This window comes from Pelomonas sp. Root1444, from assembly GCF_001426885.1.
Taxonomy (GTDB): Bacteria; Pseudomonadota; Gammaproteobacteria; order Burkholderiales; family Burkholderiaceae_C; genus Pelomonas.
This window is the reverse complement of the sequence record NZ_LMFP01000001.1, coordinates 152869-176479: the sequence shown is the minus strand read 5'-3', so window position 1 is coordinate 176479 and position 23611 is coordinate 152869. Positions and strand designations below refer to the sequence as shown.

Sequence of the window (23611 nt, the reverse complement as noted above, 5' to 3'; positions counted from 1 at the left end):
CGCGCGGCCGTCCCCCTGCGGATCGGTCGGCGTACCCGCCCCACGAGGGGCTTCAATGATTGACCGCCTGCTGGCCCGGCTGGCCGAGCCCGGCATCGTGCTGCGGCTGGCGGCCCTGGTCGTCTGCGCGATGGAGCTGGTCAGCGCCGGCGCCGCGCTGCTGGGCGCGCGCACTGAGCCGTATGACGGCCTGGTCGCCTGGGTGTGGCGCCAGCTCGGCGGCGACGTCAATGACCGCAGCCTCGTGCTCATCTGCGTGGCGCTGCTGGTGGCCTTCGTGGCGCTGATCCTGCGCCTCGCGCGCCTGGGCCAGGCCGCCCTGCCGGTCAACCAGCGCCTGGCCTGGCTGATGCTCGTCGACCTGCTGGCCTTCGGCGTGACGCCCGGCCTGCCGTTTCTCGTCACGGCGCTGGGCGCGGTCGTGCTGCCGGCGCGGCTGGCGCTGGGTTTCGCGGCGGCGCAGGTGCTGCTGAACACCGGCATCTACGTCTACGCCTCGACGACCGCCTGGCTGGACCAGTTCGGCATGCTGTTCGCCATGCTGGCCCTGCACGGCCTGGCCTTCGGCCTGGGCCGCATGGCCGCGGCCGAGGCCGAGAAGCGCCGCTGGCTGCAGGCGCTGCTGGCCGAGCAGCTCTCCGGCGAGCACCTGCTGGCCGAGCAGATGCGCTACAGCGAGCGCATGCAGATCGCCCGCGAGCTGCATGACCTGATGGGCCACCACCTGACGGCGCTGAACCTGCAGCTGCAACTGGGCGGCGCGCTGCTGGCGCGCGCGGACACGCCCGGCGCCGGCCAGGCACTGGGCCGCGCCCAGGGCGTGGCGGCGCAGCTGCTGGCGGACGTGCGCGAGGCCGTGTCGCAGCAGCGCAGCTCGCAGCACATCGACCTCTCCGCGGCGCTGCAGGCGCTGGCCGACGGCATCGCGAGCACGCGCATCGAGCTGGCACTGGACGACGCCGCGCGCGACCTGGGCCCCCGCGCCGCGCATGCGCTGCTGCGCTGCGTGCAGGAAGGCGTGACCAACAGCGTGCGCCATGCCGGCGCGCGGCGCGTGCAGGTGGCGCTCCAGGGGCTAGGGGAAGCGGGGGATGAGGTCGCGGTCGCCATCGACGATGATGGCTGCGGTGCGCCGGGCTGGCACGAGGGGCGGGCCGGCAATGGCCTGGCCGGCATGTCCGAGCGCATGGCCGAACTGGGTGGGCAGATGCGCGTGACGCGCACGAGCCCGGGATTTCGAATCGAGCTGAGATGTCCGCGATGGGTGTGATCAAGATCCTGCTGGTCGAGGACCAGCAACTGGTGCGCGAGGGCCTCAAGGGCCTGCTGGCGCTGCATGACGAACTGAAGGTCGTCGGCGAGGCCAGCGACGGTGCCGAGGCGCTGGAATGGCTGTCCACCGCCGCGGCCGAGGACATGCCCGACGTGATCCTGTCGGACATGCGCATGCCGCGGCTGGACGGCATCGGCCTGATCCGCGCGCTGGCCGCGCGGGCGCTGCGCGTGCCGACCGTGCTGCTGACCACCTTCGACGACACGGCCGCCTTCGACGAGGCGGTGCGCGCCGGCGCCAAGGGCTTCCTGCTCAAGGCCATCAGCCCGGAGACGCTGGCCCAGGCGCTGCGCGACGTGCACGGCGGCGGCACCGCGCTGCGGCCGTCGCTCACCACGCGCATGGAGGCCAAGGGCGGCGAGCGCGCCTTCACGGCCGCCGACCACCCGGACCCGCTGAGCCCGAAGGAGCTGCAGGTGCTGCGCCTGGTCGCCAGCGGCCGCAGCAACACCGAGATCGCCGGCCTGCTGGGCAACAGCGAAGGCGTCATCAAGAACCACTGCTCGGCCATCTTCTCCAAGATGGGCGTGCGCGACCGCACGCAGGCGGTGCTCAGGGCGATCGACCTGGGCTGGATCTAGGCGCGCTCGCCGGACTCCCGAGCTGCAACACCCAGTAGCGCTGCAGCCGCCCGGGGCCGGACACGCAGGCCAGGCCGAACTCCTGGAAGTCGGCTCCCATCAGGTTCTCGCAATGCGCCGGGCTGGCCAGCCAGAGCGCCAGCACCTCGTCCAGCGTCTCCGGGCCGCCGGCGAGGTTCTCGCCCGACAGGCGCATCACATAGCCGGCCTCGCGCAGCCGGGTGCGCAGCGTCGCGCCGTTGGCGCCGACATGGTCCAAGCGGTCTTGCGCCGCCAGCTCCTGCGCATAGCGCCGCGCCGCGTTGCCCAGCGTGGCTTGCCAGCGCAGCGCGGGCGCCGCGGGCCACAACCGGCCGCCGCAGGTCTGGGCCTGCGCGCGCAGCGCATTCAATGCGCGCACGGCCGAGGCTTCATCGGACATGCAGGCGCCGTCGGCGGCCGCTGCGGCCATGCAGGACAGGCCCATCAGCAGAGGCAGCAACAAACGCATGGATGCATCCTAGTTGTTGCCAAGCCCCGCGCCGCGGACCACCATGGGGCATGAAGACCCACCGCCTCCTCACCGCCCTGCTGGCCTGGGCCGCGCTCGCCAACTGCGCGCAGACCTCACCCGCGGCGCCTGCCGCGCCAGCGGCATCCGCGCCCGAGGCTGAATCCGCCCGGCTGGCCCGCGAACTGCGCGCCTTGATCGGCCCGGCGGCCTGCAAGACCGATGACCAATGCCGCACGCTGGCCGTCGGCGCCAAGGCGTGCGGCGGGCCTGGTGGCTATTGGGCCTGGTCCAGCATCGACACCGACGAAGCCCGCTTGCGCGACTTGGCGCAGCGGCAGGCCCAGGCTGCAGGCGCGGAGAACGTGCGCTCCGGCATGCTGTCCAACTGCAGCGTCGTGACCGATCCGGGTGCCCGCTGCGATGCCGGTCGCTGCGTGCTGCGCCGGGCGGGCGAGGCAGCGCCCGCGCGCTGACGCTGCCACCGCAAAGAAAAGCGGCGGACTCGTGTCCGCCGCTGCCGGCCCGAACGGGCCACTGCAATACCGCCCTTACTCGGCCTTACTCGGCCGCCGAACCGCCTGCGCCACGCGTCGCCGTCACCGCCGCCGTGCTCGCCGAGCCGGCCGGCTCCACGAAGATCACCGTGCTGGTGCCGGTCGGCGCGCCGCCGGTCTGGTAGGCCACGGCACCGACATAGCGGCCGCCGGCCTGCAGGCCGCTCCACGACAGGCCCGCCGACGCGGTACGCCCGGCATAGACCCGCCCTGGCAGCGAGGCCTTGAAGTTGCCGGCGTTGTCGGTCGGGCCGACCACCCAGGAGCTGAGCTTGAAGCCGGTCTGCGTCGCGCCTTCGGCATGCTCGTAGGCGACGGCGCAGACACGATAGTTGCCCGCGGCCGGTGCCACCAGCGTGATGGACTCGCTGCTGCCGCCGTTGCCGCTGTAGCCGACCGCGGTGCCCGCGGCGTTGACCATGACCAGGTCCAGGTCGTCGTACTTGCCGGCGGCAGCCCCCGAAGTGTCCTGGCCGTACAGCGCCACACGCATCACCAGCGTGCCCGCCGGCACGCTGATGGTGAAGCGCCGCAGGCCGGCCGGCGGCGTCGCGGCGGCGCAGCCGGCAGCCACCGTGGCCGAGTTGCCGGTGTTGGTGCCAGTCACCACGCCGTCGGTCAGCGTCGCGTCCTTCATGCCCTTCAGGCCGCTCATGGCGCCGTCGAAGCCGGTGCCGACCGAGAACACCTTGTTCCCGGTGGCCAGCTCGCTGGTCAGCAGGCTGGGCGCGGTCAACAGGTTGGCGCGCGCGGTCAGCGGGCTGCGCACGGTGTGGACGCCGTCCGACCAGGTCAGCGAACCGTACTTCCACGCGGCCTGCTCGGCCGTGGTGCGCTGCAGGCGCACCTGGAAGCTCTTGCTCTCGCCGGCAGCCAGCGTCAGCGACGCCGGCGTGACCGTGACGCTGAAGCCAGGCAGCGTGGCCGTGGCGTTGTACGTGGCCGTCGAGGCGCCGACGTTCTGGACCGTGCGCGTCAGGACGTGGGTGCCCAGCACACTGCCGACGGTCAGCGACGGCAGGTTCAGGTCGGTCGCGGTGATGCTGCCGATGCTGCCGCAGCTGATGCCCGCCTGCAGCCCGACGGAGGCCACGACGCCGGCCGCGCCGACGCCGCACAGGAAGCGGTTGTAGTCGTTGGCCGTGATGTCATAGACCAGGCCGGGGTCGGCCGCGAGCGAGGGCTGCGCGAAGCCGGCGCCCTGCCCCCACGGCAGGTTGCCCTGCTGGATGCTGTTGGACGCGATGGCGCTGGACGGGAAGACGTCGCGCGCGGTGGTCATCAGCGCCGACCGGATGGCCGCGGGCGACCAGCCGGGGTGCTTCTGCATCAGCAGCGCGGCCATGCCGGCGACGTGCGGGCTGGCCATGGAGGTGCCGCTGAGCAGGCTCAGGTTGGGCCGGCCCGCCTGGCCGCTGGCCACCATCGCGTCGTGCTCTGGGATGCTGTAGTCGGGCGTGTAGCTGGCGAGGATGGACGAGCCCGGGGCGGCGACGTCCGGCTTCATGATGTTCAGGTTGCCCTGGTTCGGCCCGCGCGAGGACGAGTCGCTCATCTGCGGGGCGTTGGAGATGGTCGGGTCCTTGATGGCCTGCAGGTTGGCCAGCGACGCCGTGGCATTGCCGTTGGCGGTCACGTAGGCCTTGATCGCATCGCCCTCGACCTGCTGCACGTGCACCGTCGACAGCGTGTGGCCCTGGTTGATGATGGTGTTGGCCGTGCCGGCGGCGTTGGCGATGATGACGCCCGCCGCGCCGGCCGTCTTGGCGTTGCCGCTCTTGTTGACCAGCACGTTGTTGCCGCGCGTGCAGACGACGATCTTGCCGGCCACCTTCGCCGGGTCGAGCAGCGGCTTGGAGGTCCACTGCGAGCCGAGCACCACGGCGGTCGCGTCGAGCGTGCCGAAGCATTCGCGCAGGCGGGCCTGGTCGATGGCGGAGAGGCCCGCCAAGCCGGCGTTCTCGGCCAGGATCAACGGCGCCGACGGCGTGCTGGGGTTGGTCGATGCGCCCGTGTAGCTGGCACCATTGCCCAGCGTGACGGTGCCGATGAACAGGCGGTCGTGCGTGGCGTTGCCGACCGTCGTCATCCAGGGACTGAGGTGGGCGACCTGGTTGGCCGGGCCGCTGTTGCCGGCCGAGGCGGCGACGAAGATGCCGGCATCCACGGCCGCCTTGAAGGCGACGTCGACCGAGTCGGCGATGTTGGTGGCCGAGCCGCTGATCGAATAGTTCAGCACGTTGACGCCGTCGTGGATGGCGGCTTCGATGGCGCGGATGGAGTCGGCGCCGAAGCAGCCGTTCTGGTAGTTGGGCCAGCGCGGGTCGGGGACGGTCGTCGCGGGGTTGCTGCGCGTCCAGCAGACCTTGTAGGTGGCCAGGCGGGCGCGCGGCGCGATGCCGCTGACACCGCTGACCGTCACGCCGTTGTCCAGCGGGCCGGCCACGTTGGCGTTGCCGCCGGCGGTGCTGGCGGTGTGGGTGCCGTGGCCGCCGTTGTCGCGCGGCGAGATGAACTCGGCCGGATGCACGCTGCCGGAGTACTGGCTCCAGAAGGTCTGTGCGAAGGCGCGCGCGCCGATCAGCTTGTTGTTGCAGTGCGCGGCGCTGAAGGCCTGGGCCGGTTGGGTCAGCGACGCCGAGAGCTTCACCGAGGTCTCGCATTCGCCCTGCCAGGTGGCCGGCGGCGAGCCGTACACCAGCGCGCCCGCGGGATCGTGCGTCGGGCGGCCGTTGGCGTCGACGCGGTCGGCGAACGCGGTGTTCTCGGGCCATACGCCGCCATCAATGACGCCGATGACGATGTCCTCACCGGCGTGCGCGGTGCCGCCGAGCTGGTCCCACAGGCCGCCCGGCTGGCTCAGGCCCATGAAGGCGGGCGTGTAGTTCGTGTCGAGCTGGCGCGGCACGTCCTCCTCCACCGCCAGCACGGACGGGTTGCCCTTGAGCTGGCGCACCTCGGCGTCGGTCAGCAGCGCCGAGAAGCCATTGAACGCGATGGAGAAGCGGTGGATGGGATCGACCGCCGGCAGCGTGGACAGCACGGCCGCCTGGCGGTTCTCGATGTAGGCGATGTAGTCCCGCACGGCCGAGGCGCTGAGGTCCAGCCGGGAGCCTGTGGGCGGGCGCGTGGCGGCAAGACCGCTGATGCCGCCGGCATAGGACGCCGTGGCCGCCTCCTGCAGCTGAACGATGTAGGGGCGGCGTGCGTCCTGGGCCGATGCCAGGCCGGCGAGGCCGGACAGCAGCAGGCCGGCGGCCAGGCTGGTGGCCGTACGGGAGAGAGAGCGCTTCATTGATCGGATCCTTTGTGGGGGGAGATCGGGGGTCCGGGGGTGGTGGACGTGCGGGCGAACGGATGGCGTCAGGCGTTGCGGCGGCGGCGCGCGCCACCTGCCACGGCCAGGCCGAGGCCGACGAGCGCCAGGCTGGCAGGTTCAGGGATCACCTGGATGCCGTCGATGCCGAACTGGCCGAGGTTGAAGCTGGCGCCGGCCGTGCAGCCGCCCTGGCCGTCGTCCAGGCACGAGGTGAAATTGACTTGGCTGAAGTAGGTGGAGGAGAACGCGGCGTCGAACGCGAAGTGCGCGAACGCGCCCGTGCCGGTCAGCGCATCCAGCCCTTCCAATGCGAACTCGGCCAGGGTCGTGCCACCGGCGCCGACGCCCTCCACGAGGATCTTGCCGACGGTGCCGACCAGCATGGGATCGAAGGCGTTGGTGATGAAGCCGAGGTCGAAGCCGGCCAGCGCGAAGCCGCCGCCATCCGCGCGCTCCATGCGCAGGGCGCCGTCGTTGATGACGCCGTAGTAGGCGCTGTCGCGGCTCGGGCAGACATAGGTCAAGCCGCAGCTGCCGCTTCCACTGCCAAAGCCGACGAAGATGCTGCCGACCGGGTCGATGGCCGTGAAGCGGAAGTCCCCCTCGACAAAGCTTTCGCCGCCATCGAAGTTGCTGCCCGCCACGCCTTCGAACTCGATGCTGATGGTCTTGGGGGCGGCCTGGGCTGCGCCCATGCACAGTGCCAAAGCGGCTGCGGCGCAGACGGCCTTGAAATGGAAGCTCATGAAGGATCCTTTGCGGTGGAAGTCTGGAAATCGGACAGCCGCCGGCAGCGAGCCATGCATTGCGCGAAGGCCGCCTGTCCCAACGACTGAGAGGTTGCGGCTCTTGGGCCGCGACTCTGACGAAGGGCCGATTCTGTGAAAACGAACACGTTTGGACATGCCGGGTTTCCCACCCCGCAAGCAAAGGAGAGGGAAAGCTTGGATTGCCAAACGCCGAGGCTCAATCTCCTGATCGAAGCCGGGCCGGTGCCGACGCTCCCCGCATCTCGGGCCTCCGCCGTGCGCCCATGCAGTCTCGCCGTTATGAGCCCTGGCTGGCGTCGCCGCCCGCGGTCGCGCGACACGCGCTGGCGCATACCAGATCCCCAACTTGATTGCGGGTTAGCACTCCCCCGGATACGTGGGTTTCCGCGATTTCTACCGGATATGCGGAGTTACGCTGACCCGCGCCTGCCGAGGTCGCCTTCGCGCGGCCCTCGGCTCAGCCCTTTCAACCACATTGCGCAGGCTCACAGTGGCCGCGCCTGGAGTCCTTGATGAAGTTCAAACAACGTCTATTGGCTGCTGTCACCTGGACGGCTTGCGCCTGGCCTCTGGCAGCTTCGGCTGGATTCCAGTGGACCGAGAGCGGCCCACCCGGCGCGGGCGACAGCCTGAGCACCGCGCAGGTCACCTACAGCGCCACGTTCGAGACGCTGGACCGCATCACCGGCGGCCTGACGGCCAGCGCGCCCGACATCAAAGGCGGCAGCCCGATCTACCAGGTCGACCTGTTCAAGATCCGCGTGGCGGACGTGTCGGCCTTCAGCGCCTGGACCACCGGCAGCACGGCCTTCGACACGCAGCTGTACCTGATCGACAAGGACGGCAAGGGCGTCTACACCAACGATGACGGCCTGGACCTGCTGTCGCTGCTGCCGGCTGCCAGCGCGCTGGGCCCGCTGAGCGCGGATGTCTACTACCTCGCCATCGCATTCGGCGGCTACCTGGCGCAGGACGCCGGGGGTGCATCGCTGTTCATGGGTGGCGGCCTGACCGACGTGCTCGGCGGCGACCCGTCCAGCGGCGCATTGGCCGGCTGGGGCCGCAGCTACGACAACGGCAACTCCGAAGCGCTCTACAGCTACCAGATCGGCCTGACCGGCGCGACCAACGCGGACCTGCCGGAGCCCGGCGTGTTCATGCTGGCCGCCGTGGCGCTGGGCGCCGCGGGCGTTGCCCGCCGCCGCCAGTCGATCGCAACCCAGGCCTGACCAGGAGCCACCATGCTGCCTTTGAAGCTCATCAAGAAATCCCTGCTGGCCGCCGCCGCGTTGAGCGCCTGCGCCCAACTGGCTGCGCAGACCGCCCTCCCCGCCATCGACCCGGGCCTCAAGCTCGCCACGCCCATCACCGGCACGTCGGACTTCCGCAATCGCGTGCTGACCGGCCCGGTGCAGGTCGCCATCCGGCTGACCGACGCCCCGCTGGCGCTCGCCGTGGGTGCCAATGCCAAGCGCGTGGGCAGCACCATGAGCCTGGCCCAGCGCCAGGCCTATGTGGCCTCGCTGAAGGCCAAGCAGGATGCGGTGATGGCCAAGGTCGCCAGCCTCGGCGGGGCCGAGGTCGCGCGGCTGAGCAAGGTCTACAACGCCGTGGTCGTCAACATCGATGCGGCGCAGTTGCCGGCCGTCGTCGCCCTGCCCGGCGTGTCGGCGGTCAAGCCCATCGTCAACCACGACCTGTCGCTGACCTCGACCGTGCCCCACATCGGCGCCGACAAGCTGCACAACCTCGGGCTGACGGGCGCCGGCATCAAGATCGCGGTGCTCGATTCCGGCATCGACTACACGCACAAGAACCTCGGCGGTTCCGGCAGCGTGGCCGATTTCAACGCCGCAGCCGCCGCCGCCGCGACCACCGCGCCCGCCGGCCTGTTCCCCACGGCCAAGGTGATCGGCGGCTACGACTTCGTCGGCGAGGCCTGGCCGAACGGCGCTGTCGCGCCGGACGCCAACCCCATCGACGCCGGCAGCGGCTCCAGCCACGGCACCCATGTCGCCGACATCGCCGCCGGCGCCAGCCTGGACGGCACGCACAAGGGCGTGGCGCCCGGCGCGCAGCTCTATGCGGTGAAGGTCTGCTCCAGCGTGGCCACGTCCTGCAACGGCACGGCCATCCTGCAAGGCCTCGAGTGGGCGATGGACCCCAAGGGCGACCTGAGCTTCGACGGCGCGGCCGACGTGGTCAACCTGTCGCTCGGCGCCAATTACGGCCAGCGCGAGAACCCGTCGACCGAGGCCGTGTCCAACCTCGTGCGCTTCGGCATCGTGGCCGCCGTGGCGGCTGGCAATGCCGGCGACCGGCCCTACATCGTCAGCTCGCCATCCAACGCCGCGGAGGCCATCAGCGTCGCGCAGACGGCCATGCCGAACGGCAAGGCGATGGTGCTGACCGTCAACTCGCCCGCCAGCATCGCCGGCACCTACAGCAACACCAACACGGTCGACTGGGCGCCCGTCGTCAACGGCTTCAGCGGCCCGCTCAAGCGCGGCAGCACCACGGCGCAGCTGGAGGCCTGCACGCTGGCCGACACGCCGGACTTCACCGACAGCGTGGCCTATGTGGACCGCGGCTCCTGCTCGGTCAGCTTCAAGGTCAGCAACGCGGCCGCCCGCGGCGCGCGCGGCATCGTCGTCGGCAACAACGTGGCCGGCGCCGCACCGTCGTTCAGCAACGGCGGGCCCGCACCCGGCACCACCGGCTTCGTCGAGACGCTGGTCGTCTCGCAAGACATCGGCGCCAAGCTCAAGTCGGTGGCCAGCGGTGCCGCGACGGTGACGGTCGACCCGAACGCCGCGATCTCGCTGGCCGGCAGCATGGCGTCCACGTCGGCGCGCGGCCCCGGCTACAACTTCGCGGCCATCAAGCCCGAGATCGGCGCGCCCGGCGCCTCGGTCTCCGCGCTCAACGGCACCGGCACGGGCGAGGAGAGCTTCGGCGGCACGTCCGGCGCGACGCCGGTGATCGCTGGCTCGGCGGCCCTGCTGCTGCAGAAGTTCCCGAACGCCACGCCGCCCGAGATCAAGTCCCGGCTGATGAACTCGGCCAGCACGGCGGTCTTCACCAACCCGGCCCTGCTGCCGGGCGAGCTGGCGCCGATCTCGCGCATCGGCGCGGGTGAGGTGCGCGTCAACCAGGCGGCCGCCGTCACGGCCGGCGTCTGGGACGCCACCAACCCCTACAGCGTCGGCCTGGCCTTCGGTGCGCCGCGGCTGAGCGCCGCCACGACCATCAGCAAGAAGGTGGCCGTGCGCAACTACAGCAATTCGGCGCGCACCTTCACCATCACGCGCTCCTTCCGCTACGCCAACGACGCAGCCAACGGCGCGGTGACGCTCAGCGCGCCGGCCAGCGTCAGCGTGCCGGCCAACGGCACCGGCGCCTTCGTGCTGACGATGAGCATCGACCCCGGCAAGCTGCCTGCGTGGAACCTGTTCAGCGGCTCCACCCAGGGCACCGGGGCGCTGCTGCAGGCGGTGGAGTACGACGGCTACGTGACGGTCAGTGACGGTACCGACACCGTCAGCACGCCTTGGCACGTGCTGCCTCACCGCAGCGCCAACGTGACCGCGGCGACCTCGCTGGCCATGGGCGGCGCCGCCAGTGCCGGCCTGCCGGTGTCCAACCTGAGCGCGCCACAGACGGGCTCTGTGGACGTGTTCGCGTTGACCGGCACCAGCCCGCAGGACTTCGCGACGCCGCCGGCCTATGGTGGCGGCCAGGCGCTGATCGACCTGCGCGCCATCGGTGTGCGGCCGGTCGACGTCGGGGTTCTCGGCCTGCAGTTCGGTATCACGACCTTCGGCTCGCGCGCGCACCCCGCCTACCCCGCCGAGTTCGACGTCTATGTGGACGCCAACAACGACGGCATCGATGACTACGTCATTTACAACAGCGAGCTCTCCGGCTTCGGGCTGACCGGGCAGACAGTCGTCAACGTGGTGAACCTCAACACCGGCACGACCGTCACGAACTTCTACGCGGCCGCCGATCTGAACTCGTCGAACATGATTTACACCGTGGTCGCGAGCGATGTCGGCATCACCAGCCCGACGCAGAAGTTCCGCTTCAGCGTCTATGCCTTCGACAACTACTTCAGCGGCCAGCTGACCGACAGCATCACCAACATGGTCCACACGCTGGGCACGCCGCGCTACGCGTCGACGCTCGGCGGCTCGCTCGGTGTCCCGGCGGGCTTCAACGGCAGCCTGCCGGTCAACAAGCCGGCCGGCGGCGCGACGGCCTCGCCGTCACAGAGCGGCCTGCTGATGCTCTACCGCGACGCGCGCAGCGGCCGCGAGGCGGATGTCGTGACCATCACGCCCTGACCCTGCGCTCCCGCCCCTCGCCAGCCACCGCGTCCTGTCGCGGTGGCTTTTTTCAATCCGGTGTCGGCCGGCCCGTCGGTACCGGCGGCGGCGGCGTGCCGGGCTGGGCGGGCGTGACGGGGCTGGGCACCGGTGCAGCCGGCCCGCCCGGCAGCGACGGCCGGGCCGGGGCGCTCGCGGGCAAGGCCTGGCCGGCCGCTGCCGCCAGCGGGTCGAACACCCAGTCGCTCGCCTTGGCGATGGGCTGGCCGTCCGGCGCGGTGCGCCGCAGCAGTTCGGTATCGGCACGGCTGTGGACCGCGCGAAAGCGCGAGGGGTTGAGCGGGTCGGGCACCAGCACCCAGTCCGCCTGCCCGGTGAACGGGTCGACATACAGCCGCCGCAGATGCCGCCGTACGCGCGGGCCGCGGTCGTCGGCCAGCAGGTCGCGCAGGCTGGCCGGATAGGGCGCCGGCTCGACGGCCGCAGCGCGCTGGTAGCTCGCGATCGCCCGGGCGATCTCGCCGCCGCGGAACGCCAGCTCGCGTTCGCGCTCGCGCTGCGCGGCCGTGCGCCAGGCCTGGCCCAGGGCGGCCAGCCCGGCGGCCGTCAGCGCGACGAGGAAGAGGACGGCCAGATAGCTGAAGCCGCGCTGGCGTCTCACGCGTGCCCCCTTGCGATCACCAGTCCGCGTACAGCCGCCCGTCGGCGCTGCGGCCGGCGGCGCCGCTGCGCACGTCCCAGAGGCGGCCCGTGGCCTGCATGTCGGCCGGCGGCGGCAGCTCGACCCAGCTCTCGCGGCTGGTCGTCAGCGGGTCCTCCGGCACTTCGCGGATGTAGCGCGCCTCGGCCAGTTCCTGCAACGACTCCGGATAGCGACCCTTGTCGGCGGCGTACTGGTCGATGGCGTCGCGCATCGTCGCCAGCGACGCCAACAGCGCCGTCTCCTTGCTCTTCTGCAGCGAGTTGAAATAGCGCGGCGCGGCGATGGAGGCCAGCAAGGCGACGATCGCCATGACGACGATGAGCTCGATCAGCGTGAAGCCGCGCGCCTGCTTCATCACCAGTCCTTCAGCTTGGAGCCGTCCAGCGCCGTGCGCTCGCTGCGCGAGAACACGTCGAACACGTCCTTGCCGGCGCGCGGCTCGTCGGGCGGGCTGTCGTAGGCGCGCAGGCCCCAGGTCTCGGCCGCGGGCAGGTCGGCCGGCGCGAAGGGGTCGCGCGGCAGGCGGCGCAGGAAGTAGATCCTGCGGCCGTTGGGCGACTTGGCATCGGTCACGCCATCCACCAGCAGCTGCAGCCGCGCCGGGTAGCCGCTGTCCTCGGGGCTTTGCATGATGCTGCCGGCCTCCGCCGCGCGCTTGTAGGCGTCCAGCGCCTCGCGCAGCGTGCGCAAGCCCTGGCGCAGCTCGTGCTCGCGGCTGCGCTGCACCGAGAGTTCGAGCAACGGCCGCGCGGCGGACGCGAGCACGCCCAGCATGGCCAGGACGACCAGCATCTCGATCAGCGTGAAGCCCCGGGCGACGCGCATGGCTAGGCCTTACTTCACCGCCTCAACGGTCAGCAGCCCGCTGCCGTCGACGCGCACCGGCGCGGACTCGCCATTGGTGCCCGTGGCCGACAGGCCGCTCACGCCGATGTTCAGAACCTGCCCGGCAGCCGACGGCAGCGCGCGCAGCACGATGACTTGCTCACCCCGTGGCGGCAGCAACACCTTCTGGCGGCCCGGCCCGGCGCCAACCGTGACGACATTGACCTCCGTCAACCTGCTGGCGTCGTACTCCAGCTCGCCCTTGATGTGAAGGCCACTCTCGTTCTTCAGCGCGACGGAGACCGTGCCGCCGGCCGGGATCTGCGGCGTGACGTCGAGCTTGAGCGTGGCTTCGCCGCTTGGCACCATGGCGGCCGCAGCAGTGGCAGGCGTGGCCGCCGGCGCTGGCGCTGCCCCGCCGCCGCTCGGCCCCACCCCCACGCGAGCCTCGCGCCGCAGCAGCGTGGAGTAGGCACCCGGACTCGCGTCCACGCCGCTGGCCAGGCGCGTCAGCGACGCATCCGGCACGGCCAGGTTGCGCACCACGCGCGGCGTGATCAGCAGCACCACCTCGGTCTTGTTGCGCGTGTCGGTCTGGGTGCCGAACAGCCGGCCCAGCAGCGGGATGCGCGACAGGCCCGGGATGCCCGCGGCGGTCTTGCGGTCCTCGTCGTTGATGAGGCCGGCCAGCACCTGCGTCTCGCCGTCGGCCAGGCGCAGCACGGTGGCGGTGTTGCGCGTGCCGATCTCGTAGGCCGTCGTGCCGCCGGGGCCGGTGACCTGGCGGATCAGGTTGCTGACCTCCATGCCGATCTTGATGACCACGTCGTTGTCCAGCTGCACGGTGGGCTCGACGTCCAGCTTCAGGCCGATGTCCAGGTAGCTGACCGACGCCGCCACCGACGTGGAGCCGGTGAAATTGGTCGTCGTCGTGAACACCGGCAGCTTCTGGCCGATGTGCACCTTGGCCTTGTCGCGGTTGCGCACGCGGATCTTGGGGTTGGCCAGGATGTTGGAGTTGCCGGCCGTGCCGCGCAGCGTGGCGACGAGCGCGGGGTTGGCGATGCTGCCGCGAAAGCCCCGGCGCTCGTTCAGGAACACCTGGCCCGACACCTGCCCCACCACCTGGCCCAGGCTGTCCAGCGCGGGCAGGCCGTAGTTGATGGTCTCGGGCCACTGCAGCCCCAGCGCGTCGACCTGGTCGGTCGCCAGCTCCATGACCTCCACCTCCAGCATGACCTCGGGCTCGGGCAGGTCCACGGAGGCGATCAGCTTCTCGACCAGGCGCAGCACCTCGGGCGTGTCGCGCACGATGAGCAGGTTCAGCCGCTCGTCGATGTGGATGTCGCGCACCTTGGCGATGGTGCGCACCATGGCCTGCACCTGCTTCACGTCGGCGTTGGTCAGGTACAGCGTGCGCGTGATCAGCTCCTGGTGCTCGCGCTGCTTGGCGGGCGTGTTCGGGAAGACCAGCACCGAGCTTTCGTTGAGCAGCTTGCGGTCCAGCTGCTGCGTGCTGAGCACCACGCGCAGTGCCTCGTCCAGCGTCACGCCGCGCAGGAAGACCGTCACGCGGGCGTCGGCGCGCACGTCCTTGTCGAAGACGAAGTTGATGGCGCTGGAGCGCGACAGCGCCTCGAACACCTGGCGCAGCGGCGCGTCGCGGAACTCCAGCGTCACCGGCTTCTGGAAGCTGGGGCCCAGCTCGCCGACCGCCATCTCCAGCGGCCTGGCCTGCCCGACCTGGCTGGCCAGCAGCCGCGCGCCGGGGTGCTGGGGCGCCTCCGCCAGGATCTCGCGGGCGATGGCGTCGGCGCGCTCGATGCGGCCCTCCTTCAGCGCCGTGCGGCCGGCGGCCAGCTGGGCCTCGTGGCGGCGGCCGCGCTCGATGTCGACCGTCAGCGCCGCCAGCCGCGGGTGCCGGGCGTCGGCCAGCGCCAGCTGGCTCAGCACCGCCTGGGCCTCGTCCCAGCGGCCCGCGCCGCGCAGCGCCTCGATCTGCAGGATGAGCCGCGCCGTCGCCTGCTCGCGGGCGCGCACCTGGGCGGCGCGCAGCTGCGGGTCACCGGGCTCCTTGGCCAGCGCGTCGTCCAGCACGCGCAGCGCCGCCGGCCACTGGTTGGTGCGGCCGAGGTCTTCGGCCTGGCGCAGCGCTGGGTTGGCGCAGGCCGCGAGCAGCACGACGCTGAGGAGTACGAGGAGCTGCTTCATGGAATGGGCCTGAAGGCGATGTTCTGGGGAAGCTTGGCGGGCAGCCAGGTCAGGCTGATGCCCTGGGTCGACACCTGCTCGACGCGCCACTGGCCGTCGATGACGTCGCCGCGCTTGACGCTCAACGCGCGGTTGGGGCCGGCCAGCAGGCCAACCTCGACCGCCGCCGCGCCCTCCCCTTCGACGACGCGGCCGATCATCTGGTAGGGCAGCGGCGGCGCCATGGGCGGCGGGGGCGGAGCGGGGGGCGCGGGCGCTGCAGCCGGTGGCGGGGGTGGCGGCGGTGGCGGCTGCCAGGCGGCGAGCTGTTCGGGCGGCACTTCCGCCCAGGCCTCGCGCGTGCCCACGACCGGCGCCGATGCGGTGAGTGCCGCCGAAGCCGCCGCGGCCACAGTGGCCGTGCGGCGCACCGGCGCGACGACGGCGGCTTCATCGCCCGGCTGCGTGGCGACCCAGGCGGTGGCGGCCAGCGTCGCGGCAAGGGCGCCGCCGAGGGCCAGCTGGCGCGGCTTCATGGCGCGGCCCTCCCGTGCAGCGACCACTGCAGCTCGGCATCGACGTCCGTGCTGACCGGGCTGACGCGGCGCAGCTTGAGCGCGTCCAGGCTCAGCGCCGGGTCGTGCGCCAGCGCGGCGCCGATGAAGCGGCGGACCTGGGCGTAGCTGCCGGTCAGCGGCATGGTCACGCGCAGGCGCTCCAGGCCCTCGCTGGTGGCCAGCCGGTGCTCGGTGCGGGCGCTGTTGAGGTCCATGCGGATGCTGAGCTCCAGCAGGTCGGCCAGGCGCTGCTGGCGCGCCGCCGCCGCGGGCAGCGCGGCCTGCCACTGCTGCACGCTGACCGGCACGGCGGTGGCCGCGGCGGCCGGCCGCGCCTTGGCGCGCAGCGTGTGGGCCTCGGCCTGCAGCGCGGCGGCCTGGGCGTCCCAGCGCTGGGCAAGCATGATGGCGGCCGCGGCGAGCAGCAGCGCCGCCAGCCCGGCCAGGCCCGGCCAGCCCAGTGCCCTGACGAGACGTTGGAGCGGTGCCGTCATGACCCGCCCCCGCCCGGCACGCGGGCATTGATCTCGAAGCGCTGGCCGACGAGGCCGGTCTCCGCCGCCGAGAAGCGCGACAGCACGACCTGGCGCCAGCCCGGCGTGGTGCCCAGCTGCTCGGCCAGCTGCAGGGCCAGCAGTTTGTCGGGCGTCAGGCCTTCCAGCCGCAGCTCGCCGCGGCCGGCGCTGGCATCCAGGCCCAGCCAGGCGATGGCCTTGGCGTCGGCGCCCGCCGTCTCGACGCGGCTCAGCAGCGGCTCCCACGGCATCGCCAGCAGCGCGCGGGCTTCATTGGCGCTGCGGTTCTCGGCGGGCGCGGCGGCTGCGGCGCGGCGCGGCGGCGGTTTGGCGGCGCTGCGCAGCACGGCCACGCGGTCGCGTGCGGCCTGGGCCACGTCCAGCGCGCGGTGGCTCTCGACGGCGCTCCACGCAGCCGTGGCCAGCACCAGGGCGCCGGTCGCGGCCAGCGGCCAGGCCAGCGGCGAGCGGCCGGAGCGCGGCAGGAAGTCGGGCTGCGGCGTGGCCGGGCCGGGCAGCGGCGCGAGGTCGCTCGCTGGCGTGCCGACGGCCAGTAGCTCGTCGCCGCCAAGGTCCGCCAGGCTTTGCACGCGGCGCGACTGCAGGCCGGTCACGCGGCCACGGTCCAGCTGGATGACGACCGCGATGTCGTCCTCCCGCCAGACGGCGCGGCCGGTGGCTGAGCGCGTCGCCGCCGGCAGCGCGGCCAGCCACGCGGCCCAGGCCGGCCGCACGCTGGCCAGCCGCACCTGCGCGGCGTCGGCCTGGCTGCGCAGCGCGGTCAGGTCCAGCCCATGCAGCGCCGAGGCGCCGGCCACGTCATCGAGCCGCCAGGGCGCGAGGGCAAAGCGCTGCGCGGCCGAGCCGAAGTAATGGGCGAACTGCTGCTGCGCATAGGCCTGCACCGCGTCCAGGTCGGCCAGCGGCAGGCCCGGCTCGGCGACCAGCTCGTGCAGGGCGCGGGCCGAGACGACCAGCTCCACCGCCGTGCCCGGCTGCTCGCGGCACCAGGCGGCGAACTCGTCCCCGCCGGGCGTGACGAAGAGCCGCCGCGGCTTGGCCAGCCGTGCGGCGATCTGCCGGCGCAGCCGCTCACTCATCGAGGGTGACACGTTCCAGCTCCTCGAAAGTGGTGTCGCCGCGGCAGACGGCGGCCAGCGCCATCTCGCGCAACGACTTCATGCCGCGCGCCTTCGCGGCGGCCTTGATCTCGGACATCGGCGCCCGGCCGGCGATCAGGTCGCGCAGGCCGTCGTCCAGCCTGAGCAGCTCGGCCACCGCGCGCCGGCCCTTGTAGCCGGTGCCGCGGCAGTGGCCGCAGCCCTCGCCCTTCAGGAAGTTGCCGTTGATGACGCCATGCCTGGCCAGCGTCGCAGCATCGGGGCTGAACGGGCGCGCACAGTGCTGGCAGGTCAACCGCACCAGCCGTTGCGCCAGCACCGCGTTCAGTGCAGACACGACGTTATAGAGGTCCAGCCCCATGTGCATGAAGCGGCCGATGACGTCGAACGCGTTGTTCGCATGGACCGTGCTGAACACCAGGTGGCCGGTCAGCGCGGCCTGCACGGCGATCTGCGCGGTCTCGGCATCGCGGATCTCGCCGACCATGACGCGGTCGGGGTCGTGGCGCAGTATGGAGCGCAGGCCGCGCGAGAAGGTCAGGCCCTTCTTCTCGTTGACGGGGATCTGCACGACGCCGGCCAGCTGGTACTCGACCGGATCCTCGATCGTGATGATCTTGTCGGCGCCGGTGTGGATCTCGGCCAGCGTCGCGTACAGCGTGGTCGTCTTGCCGGAGCCTGTCGGGCCGGTGACCAGCAGCATGCCGTGCGGCTGGCGGGCCTGGTGGCGGATGGCGGCGCGCTCCTCGTCGCCGAAGCCGAGCGAATCCAGCGTCAGCGAGCCGGCGCGCGCGATGGCCGCGCGGTCCAGGATGCGGATGACGGCGTCCTCGCCGAACACGCTGGGCATGATCGAGAGGCGGAAGTCGATCTCGCGGCCCTGCACGCGCAGCTTGAAGCGGCCATCCTGCGGCAGCCGGCGCTCACCGATGTCCAGCTCGGCCATGACCTTCAGGCGCGACACCAGCTGCTCGGCCACCTGCGGGCTCTCGACCTGGCGCACCAGCGCCATGACGCCGTCCACGCGGAAGCGGATCACCGCGCCGCGGGCCGTGCATTCGATGTGGATGTCGGACGCGGTGTCCTGCAGCGCGTCGTAGATGGTGGCGTTGAGCAGTCTGACGACGGGGCTGGCCTGTTCGCTGAGCGCCAGCGCCGACAGTTCCTCGGTGTGGTCCTCGACGGCGGCGAGCGCGTCCTCGACGTCCGACAGCGCGCGGAAGTCGGCCTCGCCGGCGCCGAGGAAGTGCGTCACCGCCTCGCTGGAGGCGCGCTGCCAGCCGACGGGCGCATTCAAGCGCGACTCGACGCTCTGCAGCAGCATCGCGTCTTCGTCGCGCTCGGCGAGCAGGATGCGCTTGTTGGCAGGGTTAGTGGCGAGGACGGCGCGCCAGCGTTGGGCCTGTGCCTGGGGCCATTGCTCGAAGTCGAGGTGCCAGGGGCCTTGGTCAGGCGGCAGCCAGTCGTGGAGGGAGGTGGTCATGGGCTTTGCCGATGCTTTGGCTTGTTGGCAAAGCCCAACCGGGGGTTGCCTGCGGCGAAACCTTCGGTTTTCGCCCCAAGAGGAATACCTCGTTGCGAACGGCTTTCGGGTTTGGCTGTTGGCTGTACGGCTGTTCTGGGAACTCCCCCTTCAAAGCCGCCGAGAAGCGCAGAAGACCAAGGCGCGTGCGCAGCACGCCTCAAGAACTGACTCGCGACGCTTGTTTGAACGGAGCGTAGCGAAGTGAGTTCGGCGCGGCCTTGGTCTTCGAGCATCGCAGGGGACCCGCCCGCGCAGCGGGTGGGCGGCTTTGTCGGGGCGGTTTTCTTGCCTACTTCTTTGGGCGCCCAAAGAAGTAGGTCGCCCGCCCGGGCGAACTCCGGGCACGGGCCTAGCCTGTATGACAGCGCAACGAGCCGCATCACTGCACCTGCTCCACCAACTGAAAGATCGGCAGGTACATCAACACGATGATCCCGCCGATCAGCACGCCCATGATCAGCATCAGCGCCGGGTTCACCAGGCGGGTCAGCAGGTCGGTCAGCCGCGCCGCCTCCTCGTCGTGGAAGGCGGCCGCCCGCTCCAGCATGGCCGCGACCTCGCCGCTGCGCTCGCCCACGCGCAGCATGCGGCGCGCGACCGGCGTGGCGAGGTCTTGCGCATCGAAGGCGGCCGACAGCCGCTCGCCGCGCTCGACCTGCGCCGCCGCCGCCTGCACCGCGGCTCGCCAGGGCCCGGCCACCACGTCGACGACGATCTTCAACGCTGCCAGCGCCGGCACGCCCGAGGCCAGCAGCATGGCCAGCGAGCGGTACAGCCGCGCCAGCGCCAGCACGCGCAGCCGCGGGCCCAGGCCGGGCAGCGTCCACAGCGCGGCCTGCGCGCGCTGGCGAACCGCCGGTTGGCGCAGCAACGCGAAGACCGCGAAAGCGACGGCCGCGAGGCCGCCGACGACCAGCCCCGGATGCGCGCCGGCCGTCTGGCCGAACTCGATCAGCACGCGCGAGGCCCAGGGCAGGTCGGCGCTGGTCGCCTCCAGGATGCCGGCGAAGCGCGGCAGCACGTACAGCAGCAGGAACAGGATGACCGCGCCGCCCACGCCCAGCAGCATCAGCGGATAGACCAGCGCCGCGACCAGCCGCGAGCGCAGCGCGTCGACCCAGGCCAGGTAGCGCGCATGCTGGGCCAGCGCCGTCGACAGCTGCCCCGTGCGCTCGTTGGCCGCGACGATGGCGACGATCAGCTCGTCGAACGCCTGGGGCTGCTGGCGCAGCGCCGTGGACAGCGGCTGGCCCTGCTCGATCTGCGTGATGACGCCGTCCAGCGCGCTGCGCACGCCGGGCTGGCCTTCCTTCTCGCGCAGCGTGTTGAGCGCCTCCAGCAGCGCGATGCCGGCGTCCAGCAGCACGGCCAGCTCCTGGCTGAACAGCTGCAGCGGGAAGCGCGAGTTGCGACGCCAGGGTTTGGCCGCGGCGGATGCGACCTCGCGCACCTCCAGCACGTGCTGCGGCGGCACGCCCAGCGCCGCGGCGACGGCGGCCCGGTCGGGCGCTTCCACGCGCTCGGTGCTGACGGCACCGGCGCGCAGCACGCGGGTCTGGAACTGCGGCACCGTCGTCAGTCCCGCCCGGCCGTCCGAAGGGACTGACAAGCCCCCGCGGGGGGCAGGGCGCGAAGCGAGCGTGGGGGCTTCATCGCTTACCAGCTGGTGAGGTCGGCGTCCTCACCCTCGCCGCCGGGGCGGCCGTCCTTGCCGAGGCTCAGCAGGTCGTATTCGCCATGCTCGCCGGGGCTGCGGTACTGGTAGTCGTTGCCCCAGGGGTCCTTGGGCACGGCCTTGCTCAGATAAGGGCCCTGCCACTTCGGCTCGTCGGCCGGCTTGGTGACGAGCACGGCCAGGCCTTGCTCGGTGCTGGGGTAGCGGCCCACGTCCAGGCGGTACTGGTCCAGCGACTTCTGCAGCGCGTCGATCTGGGCCTTGGTGGCCTTGACCTCGCTCTTGCCGATCTGGCCGAAGAACTTCGGGCCGACGTAACCGGCCAGCAGGCCGATGATGACCATGACGACAAGCAGTTCGAGCAGCGTGAAACCGCGGGCGCGGGCAGGACAGGATCGGGTCATGGTCGGGCGAGGTACAGCAGGAGGGCGACTTTTGACTGCGCCGGGCGACCCGGCAATCGGGATTTGACCGCCCCGCATTCTCAGGTGCTGGTGTGACTCGCCCGTCAGGACGACTGGGCCAGCGTACAGGCATTGGCCGCGTTGTCCGGGCAGGGGCCCTGCCAGCGGATCTGCACGGCAGCGGCCGGCGGCAGCGGCGCGCGGCCGTCCAGCGCCTGGCCGCGCACGCCGGTGAAGTCGGCCAGCGTCGTCCATGTCGAGCCGATGCGGTATTGCAGCGCATAACGGCTGCCGGGGCGCAGGCTGCGCGTCTTGATCTGGTATTCGCCCGCCACGATGGCGAAGCCGGGCGTGTCGCGGAAGGGCTGGGCCAGCGGCTCGCCGACGAACAGGCCCTGGCCCGGCCACTGCACGGCCTTCCAGTAGGCCTCGATGGCCGTCGCGCCGCGCCAGTACTGATCGATGAGCACCGAGGCGCGCGAGAACTTTTCAGTGAAGTTGCAGGGCTCCTCGACCGTGCCGTAGCTGGCGGTGGCGCCTGCGTCCAGCCAGGCGGTGACGGGCATCTGGCCGGCGCCGGTGGGCAGGAAGCCGCCCGTCGAGGTGAGCGTGTCGGCCAGCGCGCCGGGACGGAACTGGAGGGTGGACAGGTTGGCGACGCTGCTCAGGCCGGTCAGGTAGAACAGCACGCCGGCCTTGCCGGACAGGGCGTTGTCTGCCGGCAGGCCGGCGCTGTTGTCCACGTAGTTGAGCTTCAGCGCGATGCCCCAGGCGGCCGGCAGTGGCGAGAAGTCCGTCCAGCGCGGGCTGCGGTCGGCGTCGGTCGTGCGCACCAGCCAGCCGTCGCCGGCCGGCCGGGTGGCGTCGGCTGAAACGCCGCGGCTGATCAGCGCCTGGGCGGCCGCCAGCGTCGTGGCACCCAGCAGCATGGACGGGCGGACCTGCAACTCGGCCTGCGGCCGGCGCGATTCGCTGTCGTACAGCGGCGAGGCGGCCGTGTTGGTACAGGTGTTGCTGGCCGGCGTGGGGTTGCAGTAGCGGGTGTCGAAACCCAGCGCCATGGCGCTGGTGATGCCCATGCTGCAGGCACCGACGACGCGGCTGGGAGCGGCCCAGGTCAGCAGCGTGGCCTGGACGCCAGCCGGCAATTTCGCGTCGATGTCTGATTTAAGCAACGCAAAGTCGGCGGCCGGCAGGCCCGGGCTGGCCGTATTGACCTTGACCCGGATCAGGTTGGCGGCCGGCACGCCACGGGCCGCGACATAGGCCGCGCCAACCGCCTCGCTGAGGGCATCGCCCTCCGCCACGATGACGGCCAGGTCGGCCGGCGCCAGGCCGCTGGCCGGCAGCGTCAGCGTGAGCGTCTGCCCTATGCCGCCACCGCCTGAACCACCCCCACCGGAGCCGGTGTCCCCACCCCCGCCGCCACCGCCGCCGCAACCGTTCAAAAGCAACAGGAACAGGGGCAGCAAGAGGGCAACGAGACGGCGCATGAGGGGATTCTGACGCGCTCGACGGGACGGTTTTCTGCACAGTTTCAGTGCGGCCACGCCCTTTCGTGTCCCACAAACCCGGACTTACCCCAGTGCCTTGCACCGGAGCGGGGCAATACATTTTCGTCACTCGACGCGGTTCCCGGTTCATAGCCAGGGCCGCCGGGCGGGTTGTGAGGAGACAAGACAAGCGACAAGCGCATACGGTTGCTTCGTAACCCCGAAGACAATCACACCGGCCACCAAGGCACCCCTTGGTGGCCGTTTTATTTTGTGGATTTGAAGCCCCTCGTCCGGTCTTGCGCCGCTGGACGCGGGCAAGCCCAGCCGGTCCCCCGGAGGGGACGGCGATGCTTGCGGCATTGAGCCGCAAGCACATCGCCAGACGGGCCGGCTTGGGGCGGCCCGGCGCTCGGCCCGTGAAGGCACGACGGCCGCGTTGTACTGGAATCTGGACATGCTTGAACTCGTCACCGTTGCCCTCGCCTCGCTGCTCGCGGGCTTCATCGATGCGGTGGCGGGGGGCGGCGGGCTGGTGCTGGTGCCGGCGCTGTTCAGCACCTTCCCGAATGCCGCGCCGGCCACGCTGCTGGGCACGAACAAGGGCGCCTCCGTCTGGGGCACCGGCTGGGCGACGCTGCAGTACGTCAAGCGCGTCGACCTGCCCTGGAAGCGCCTGATGCCGGCCGCGGCGCTGGCCGGCATCGGCAGCTTCGCCGGCGCCTGGGCGCTGACGCTCGTCAGCGCCGACGGCCTGCGCAAGGCGCTGCCGCTGGTGCTGCTGGGGGTGCTCATCTACACGCTGGCCAAGAAAGACCTGGGTCGCGAACACACGCCGCGCTACACCGGCCGCGCCGAAGCGCTGGTGGCCGGTGGCATCGCGCTGGCCGTGGGCTTCTACGACGGCTTCTTCGGGCCCGGCACGGGCAGCTTCTTCGTCTTCCTGTTCGTGCGGCTGCTGGGTTATGACTTCCTGCATGCGTCGGCCACCGCCAAGCTGATGAACCTGCTGACCAACGTGTTCGCGATCGCCCTGTTCGTCAGCAAGGGCCACATCTGGTGGCATGTCGCGGCGGTGATGGCCGTCACCAACGTCGCCGGCAGCCTGCTCGGCACCCGGCTGGCGCTCAAGCATGGCGCCGGTTTCGTGCGGGGCGTCTTCGTCATCGTCGTCGGCGCGCTCATCCTCAAAACAGCCTGGGACGGCTTCTTCCGCTGATCTACG

20 protein-coding genes are annotated in these 23611 nt (G+C 71.5%); 6 read left to right on the top strand and 14 right to left on the bottom strand.

Going from position 1 to position 23611, the window contains the following annotated elements; genetic code table 11:
• Positions 1-55 precede the first annotated feature (55 nt).
• Both ASD35_RS00630 and ASD35_RS00625 read left to right on the top strand, forming a co-directional pair.
• The gene (locus tag ASD35_RS00630) at positions 56-1270 is read left to right on the top strand and encodes a sensor histidine kinase (protein ID WP_056872973.1); all 1215 of its coding nucleotides are present in this window, start codon (positions 56-58) and stop codon (positions 1268-1270) included.
• Positions 1252-1914: a response regulator transcription factor gene (locus ASD35_RS00625; protein WP_056872972.1), complete on the top strand. Its 663-nt coding sequence runs from the start codon at positions 1252-1254 to the stop codon at positions 1912-1914. The genes ASD35_RS00630 and ASD35_RS00625 overlap by 19 nt, the downstream gene beginning before the upstream one ends.
• On the opposite strand, the gene ASD35_RS00620 is transcribed toward ASD35_RS00625, so the two are convergent.
• A complete protein-coding gene (locus ASD35_RS00620) occupies positions 1886-2404 on the bottom strand; it encodes a CAP domain-containing protein (RefSeq protein WP_056872971.1) in 519 nt (172 codons plus the stop codon). The genes ASD35_RS00625 and ASD35_RS00620 overlap by 29 nt on opposite strands.
• 50 nt (positions 2405-2454) lie before the next feature.
• Between ASD35_RS00620 and ASD35_RS00615 the strand changes: the two genes are divergently transcribed.
• The gene (locus ASD35_RS00615; RefSeq protein ID WP_056872970.1) at positions 2455-2880 is read left to right on the top strand and encodes a hypothetical protein; all 426 of its coding nucleotides are present in this window, start codon (positions 2455-2457) and stop codon (positions 2878-2880) included.
• A gap of 85 nt (positions 2881-2965) precedes the next feature.
• Here the strand turns inward: ASD35_RS00615 and ASD35_RS00610 are convergent, their stop codons facing one another.
• Both ASD35_RS00610 and ASD35_RS00605 read right to left on the bottom strand, forming a co-directional pair.
• The gene (locus tag ASD35_RS00610; protein ID WP_056872969.1) at positions 2966-6256 is read right to left on the bottom strand and encodes a S8 family serine peptidase; all 3291 of its coding nucleotides are present in this window, start codon (positions 6254-6256) and stop codon (positions 2966-2968) included.
• A gap of 68 nt (positions 6257-6324) precedes the next feature.
• Positions 6325-7026, bottom strand: a complete 702-nt coding sequence (locus tag ASD35_RS00605) for an NF038120 family PEP-CTERM protein (RefSeq protein WP_056872968.1) — start codon at positions 7024-7026, stop codon at positions 6325-6327.
• A gap of 536 nt (positions 7027-7562) precedes the next feature.
• Between ASD35_RS00605 and ASD35_RS00600 the strand changes: the two genes are divergently transcribed.
• On the top strand, positions 7563-8279 hold the full coding sequence (locus ASD35_RS00600) for a PEP-CTERM sorting domain-containing protein (protein ID WP_157275287.1): 717 nt from the start codon (positions 7563-7565) through the stop codon (positions 8277-8279).
• A gap of 12 nt (positions 8280-8291) precedes the next feature.
• Positions 8292-11396: a S8 family serine peptidase gene (locus ASD35_RS00595; protein ID WP_082579792.1), complete on the top strand. Its 3105-nt coding sequence runs from the start codon at positions 8292-8294 to the stop codon at positions 11394-11396.
• A 52-nt stretch (positions 11397-11448) separates the two neighbouring features.
• Here ASD35_RS00595 and ASD35_RS00590 read toward each other — a convergent pair whose 3' ends face one another.
• The 11 genes from ASD35_RS00590 to ASD35_RS00540 all read right to left on the bottom strand — a co-directional run bounded on the left by ASD35_RS00590 (position 11449) and on the right by ASD35_RS00540 (position 22386).
• Positions 11449-12039 carry a type II secretion system protein gene (locus ASD35_RS00590; protein ID WP_056872965.1) on the bottom strand — a complete coding sequence of 197 codons (591 nt, stop codon included), beginning with the start codon at positions 12037-12039 and terminating at the stop codon, positions 11449-11451.
• A gap of 16 nt (positions 12040-12055) precedes the next feature.
• Positions 12056-12436, bottom strand: a complete 381-nt coding sequence (locus tag ASD35_RS00585) for a type II secretion system protein (RefSeq protein ID WP_056872964.1) — start codon at positions 12434-12436, stop codon at positions 12056-12058.
• The gene (locus ASD35_RS00580) at positions 12436-12906 is read right to left on the bottom strand and encodes a type II secretion system protein (RefSeq protein WP_056872963.1); all 471 of its coding nucleotides are present in this window, start codon (positions 12904-12906) and stop codon (positions 12436-12438) included. The genes ASD35_RS00585 and ASD35_RS00580 overlap by 1 nt, the downstream gene beginning before the upstream one ends.
• 9 nt (positions 12907-12915) lie before the next feature.
• The gene (locus ASD35_RS00575) at positions 12916-15117 is read right to left on the bottom strand and encodes a secretin N-terminal domain-containing protein (RefSeq protein WP_056872962.1); all 2202 of its coding nucleotides are present in this window, start codon (positions 15115-15117) and stop codon (positions 12916-12918) included.
• Positions 15114-15632 (bottom strand): hypothetical protein, encoded by a 519-nt coding sequence (locus tag ASD35_RS00570; protein WP_056872961.1) that lies wholly within the window; start codon positions 15630-15632, stop codon positions 15114-15116. Before ASD35_RS00570 ends, ASD35_RS00575 begins: the two co-directional genes overlap by 4 nt.
• A complete protein-coding gene (locus ASD35_RS00565; RefSeq protein ID WP_056872960.1) occupies positions 15629-16147 on the bottom strand; it encodes a GspMb/PilO family protein in 519 nt (172 codons plus the stop codon). Before ASD35_RS00565 ends, ASD35_RS00570 begins: the two co-directional genes overlap by 4 nt.
• Positions 16144-17280 (bottom strand): hypothetical protein, encoded by a 1137-nt coding sequence (locus ASD35_RS00560; RefSeq protein WP_157275286.1) that lies wholly within the window; start codon positions 17278-17280, stop codon positions 16144-16146. Before ASD35_RS00560 ends, ASD35_RS00565 begins: the two co-directional genes overlap by 4 nt.
• A complete protein-coding gene (locus ASD35_RS00555) occupies positions 17261-18772 on the bottom strand; it encodes a GspE/PulE family protein (RefSeq protein WP_056872958.1) in 1512 nt (503 codons plus the stop codon). The genes ASD35_RS00560 and ASD35_RS00555 overlap by 20 nt, the downstream gene beginning before the upstream one ends.
• A 421-nt stretch (positions 18773-19193) precedes the next feature.
• On the bottom strand, positions 19194-20423 hold the full coding sequence (locus ASD35_RS00550) for a type II secretion system F family protein (RefSeq protein WP_082579791.1): 1230 nt from the start codon (positions 20421-20423) through the stop codon (positions 19194-19196).
• A gap of 47 nt (positions 20424-20470) precedes the next feature.
• Positions 20471-20893, bottom strand: coding sequence for a type II secretion system major pseudopilin GspG (gene gspG / locus ASD35_RS00545; RefSeq protein ID WP_056872956.1), 423 nt, complete (start codon positions 20891-20893; stop codon positions 20471-20473).
• Between the two features lie 104 nt (positions 20894-20997).
• Positions 20998-22386, bottom strand: a complete 1389-nt coding sequence (locus ASD35_RS00540; protein WP_157275285.1) for a TIGR03790 family protein — start codon at positions 22384-22386, stop codon at positions 20998-21000.
• Between the two features lie 457 nt (positions 22387-22843).
• Between ASD35_RS00540 and ASD35_RS00535 the strand changes: the two genes are divergently transcribed.
• Positions 22844-23605: a TSUP family transporter gene (locus tag ASD35_RS00535; RefSeq protein WP_056872954.1), complete on the top strand. Its 762-nt coding sequence runs from the start codon at positions 22844-22846 to the stop codon at positions 23603-23605.
• Positions 23606-23611 lie beyond the last annotated feature (6 nt).

Excerpts from the sequence above, each read along its gene's own strand:
- ASD35_RS00630 (WP_056872973.1), top strand. The coding sequence starts at position 56 with ATGATTGACCGCCTGCTGGCCCGGCTGGCCGAGCCCGGCATCGTGCTG.
- ASD35_RS00625 (WP_056872972.1), top strand. The coding sequence starts at position 1,252 with ATGTCCGCGATGGGTGTGATCAAGATCCTGCTGGTCGAGGACCAGCAA.
- ASD35_RS00620 (WP_056872971.1), bottom strand. The coding sequence starts at position 2,404 with ATGCGTTTGTTGCTGCCTCTGCTGATGGGCCTGTCCTGCATGGCCGCA.
- ASD35_RS00615 (WP_056872970.1), top strand. The coding sequence starts at position 2,455 with ATGAAGACCCACCGCCTCCTCACCGCCCTGCTGGCCTGGGCCGCGCTC.
- ASD35_RS00610 (WP_056872969.1), bottom strand. The coding sequence starts at position 6,256 with ATGAAGCGCTCTCTCTCCCGTACGGCCACCAGCCTGGCCGCCGGCCTG.
- ASD35_RS00605 (WP_056872968.1), bottom strand. The coding sequence starts at position 7,026 with ATGAGCTTCCATTTCAAGGCCGTCTGCGCCGCAGCCGCTTTGGCACTG.
- ASD35_RS00600 (WP_157275287.1), top strand. The coding sequence starts at position 7,563 with ATGAAGTTCAAACAACGTCTATTGGCTGCTGTCACCTGGACGGCTTGC.
- ASD35_RS00595 (WP_082579792.1), top strand. The coding sequence starts at position 8,292 with ATGCTGCCTTTGAAGCTCATCAAGAAATCCCTGCTGGCCGCCGCCGCG.
- ASD35_RS00585 (WP_056872964.1), bottom strand. The coding sequence starts at position 12,436 with ATGAAGCAGGCGCGCGGCTTCACGCTGATCGAGCTCATCGTCGTCATG.
- ASD35_RS00580 (WP_056872963.1), bottom strand. The coding sequence starts at position 12,906 with ATGCGCGTCGCCCGGGGCTTCACGCTGATCGAGATGCTGGTCGTCCTG.
- ASD35_RS00575 (WP_056872962.1), bottom strand. The coding sequence starts at position 15,117 with ATGAAGCAGCTCCTCGTACTCCTCAGCGTCGTGCTGCTCGCGGCCTGC.
- ASD35_RS00570 (WP_056872961.1), bottom strand. The coding sequence starts at position 15,632 with ATGAAGCCGCGCCAGCTGGCCCTCGGCGGCGCCCTTGCCGCGACGCTG.
- ASD35_RS00565 (WP_056872960.1), bottom strand. The coding sequence starts at position 16,147 with ATGACGGCACCGCTCCAACGTCTCGTCAGGGCACTGGGCTGGCCGGGC.
- ASD35_RS00555 (WP_056872958.1), bottom strand. The coding sequence starts at position 18,772 with ATGACCACCTCCCTCCACGACTGGCTGCCGCCTGACCAAGGCCCCTGG.
- gspG (WP_056872956.1), bottom strand. The coding sequence starts at position 20,893 with ATGACCCGATCCTGTCCTGCCCGCGCCCGCGGTTTCACGCTGCTCGAA.
- ASD35_RS00540 (WP_157275285.1), bottom strand. The coding sequence starts at position 22,386 with ATGCGCCGTCTCGTTGCCCTCTTGCTGCCCCTGTTCCTGTTGCTTTTG.
- ASD35_RS00535 (WP_056872954.1), top strand. The coding sequence starts at position 22,844 with ATGCTTGAACTCGTCACCGTTGCCCTCGCCTCGCTGCTCGCGGGCTTC.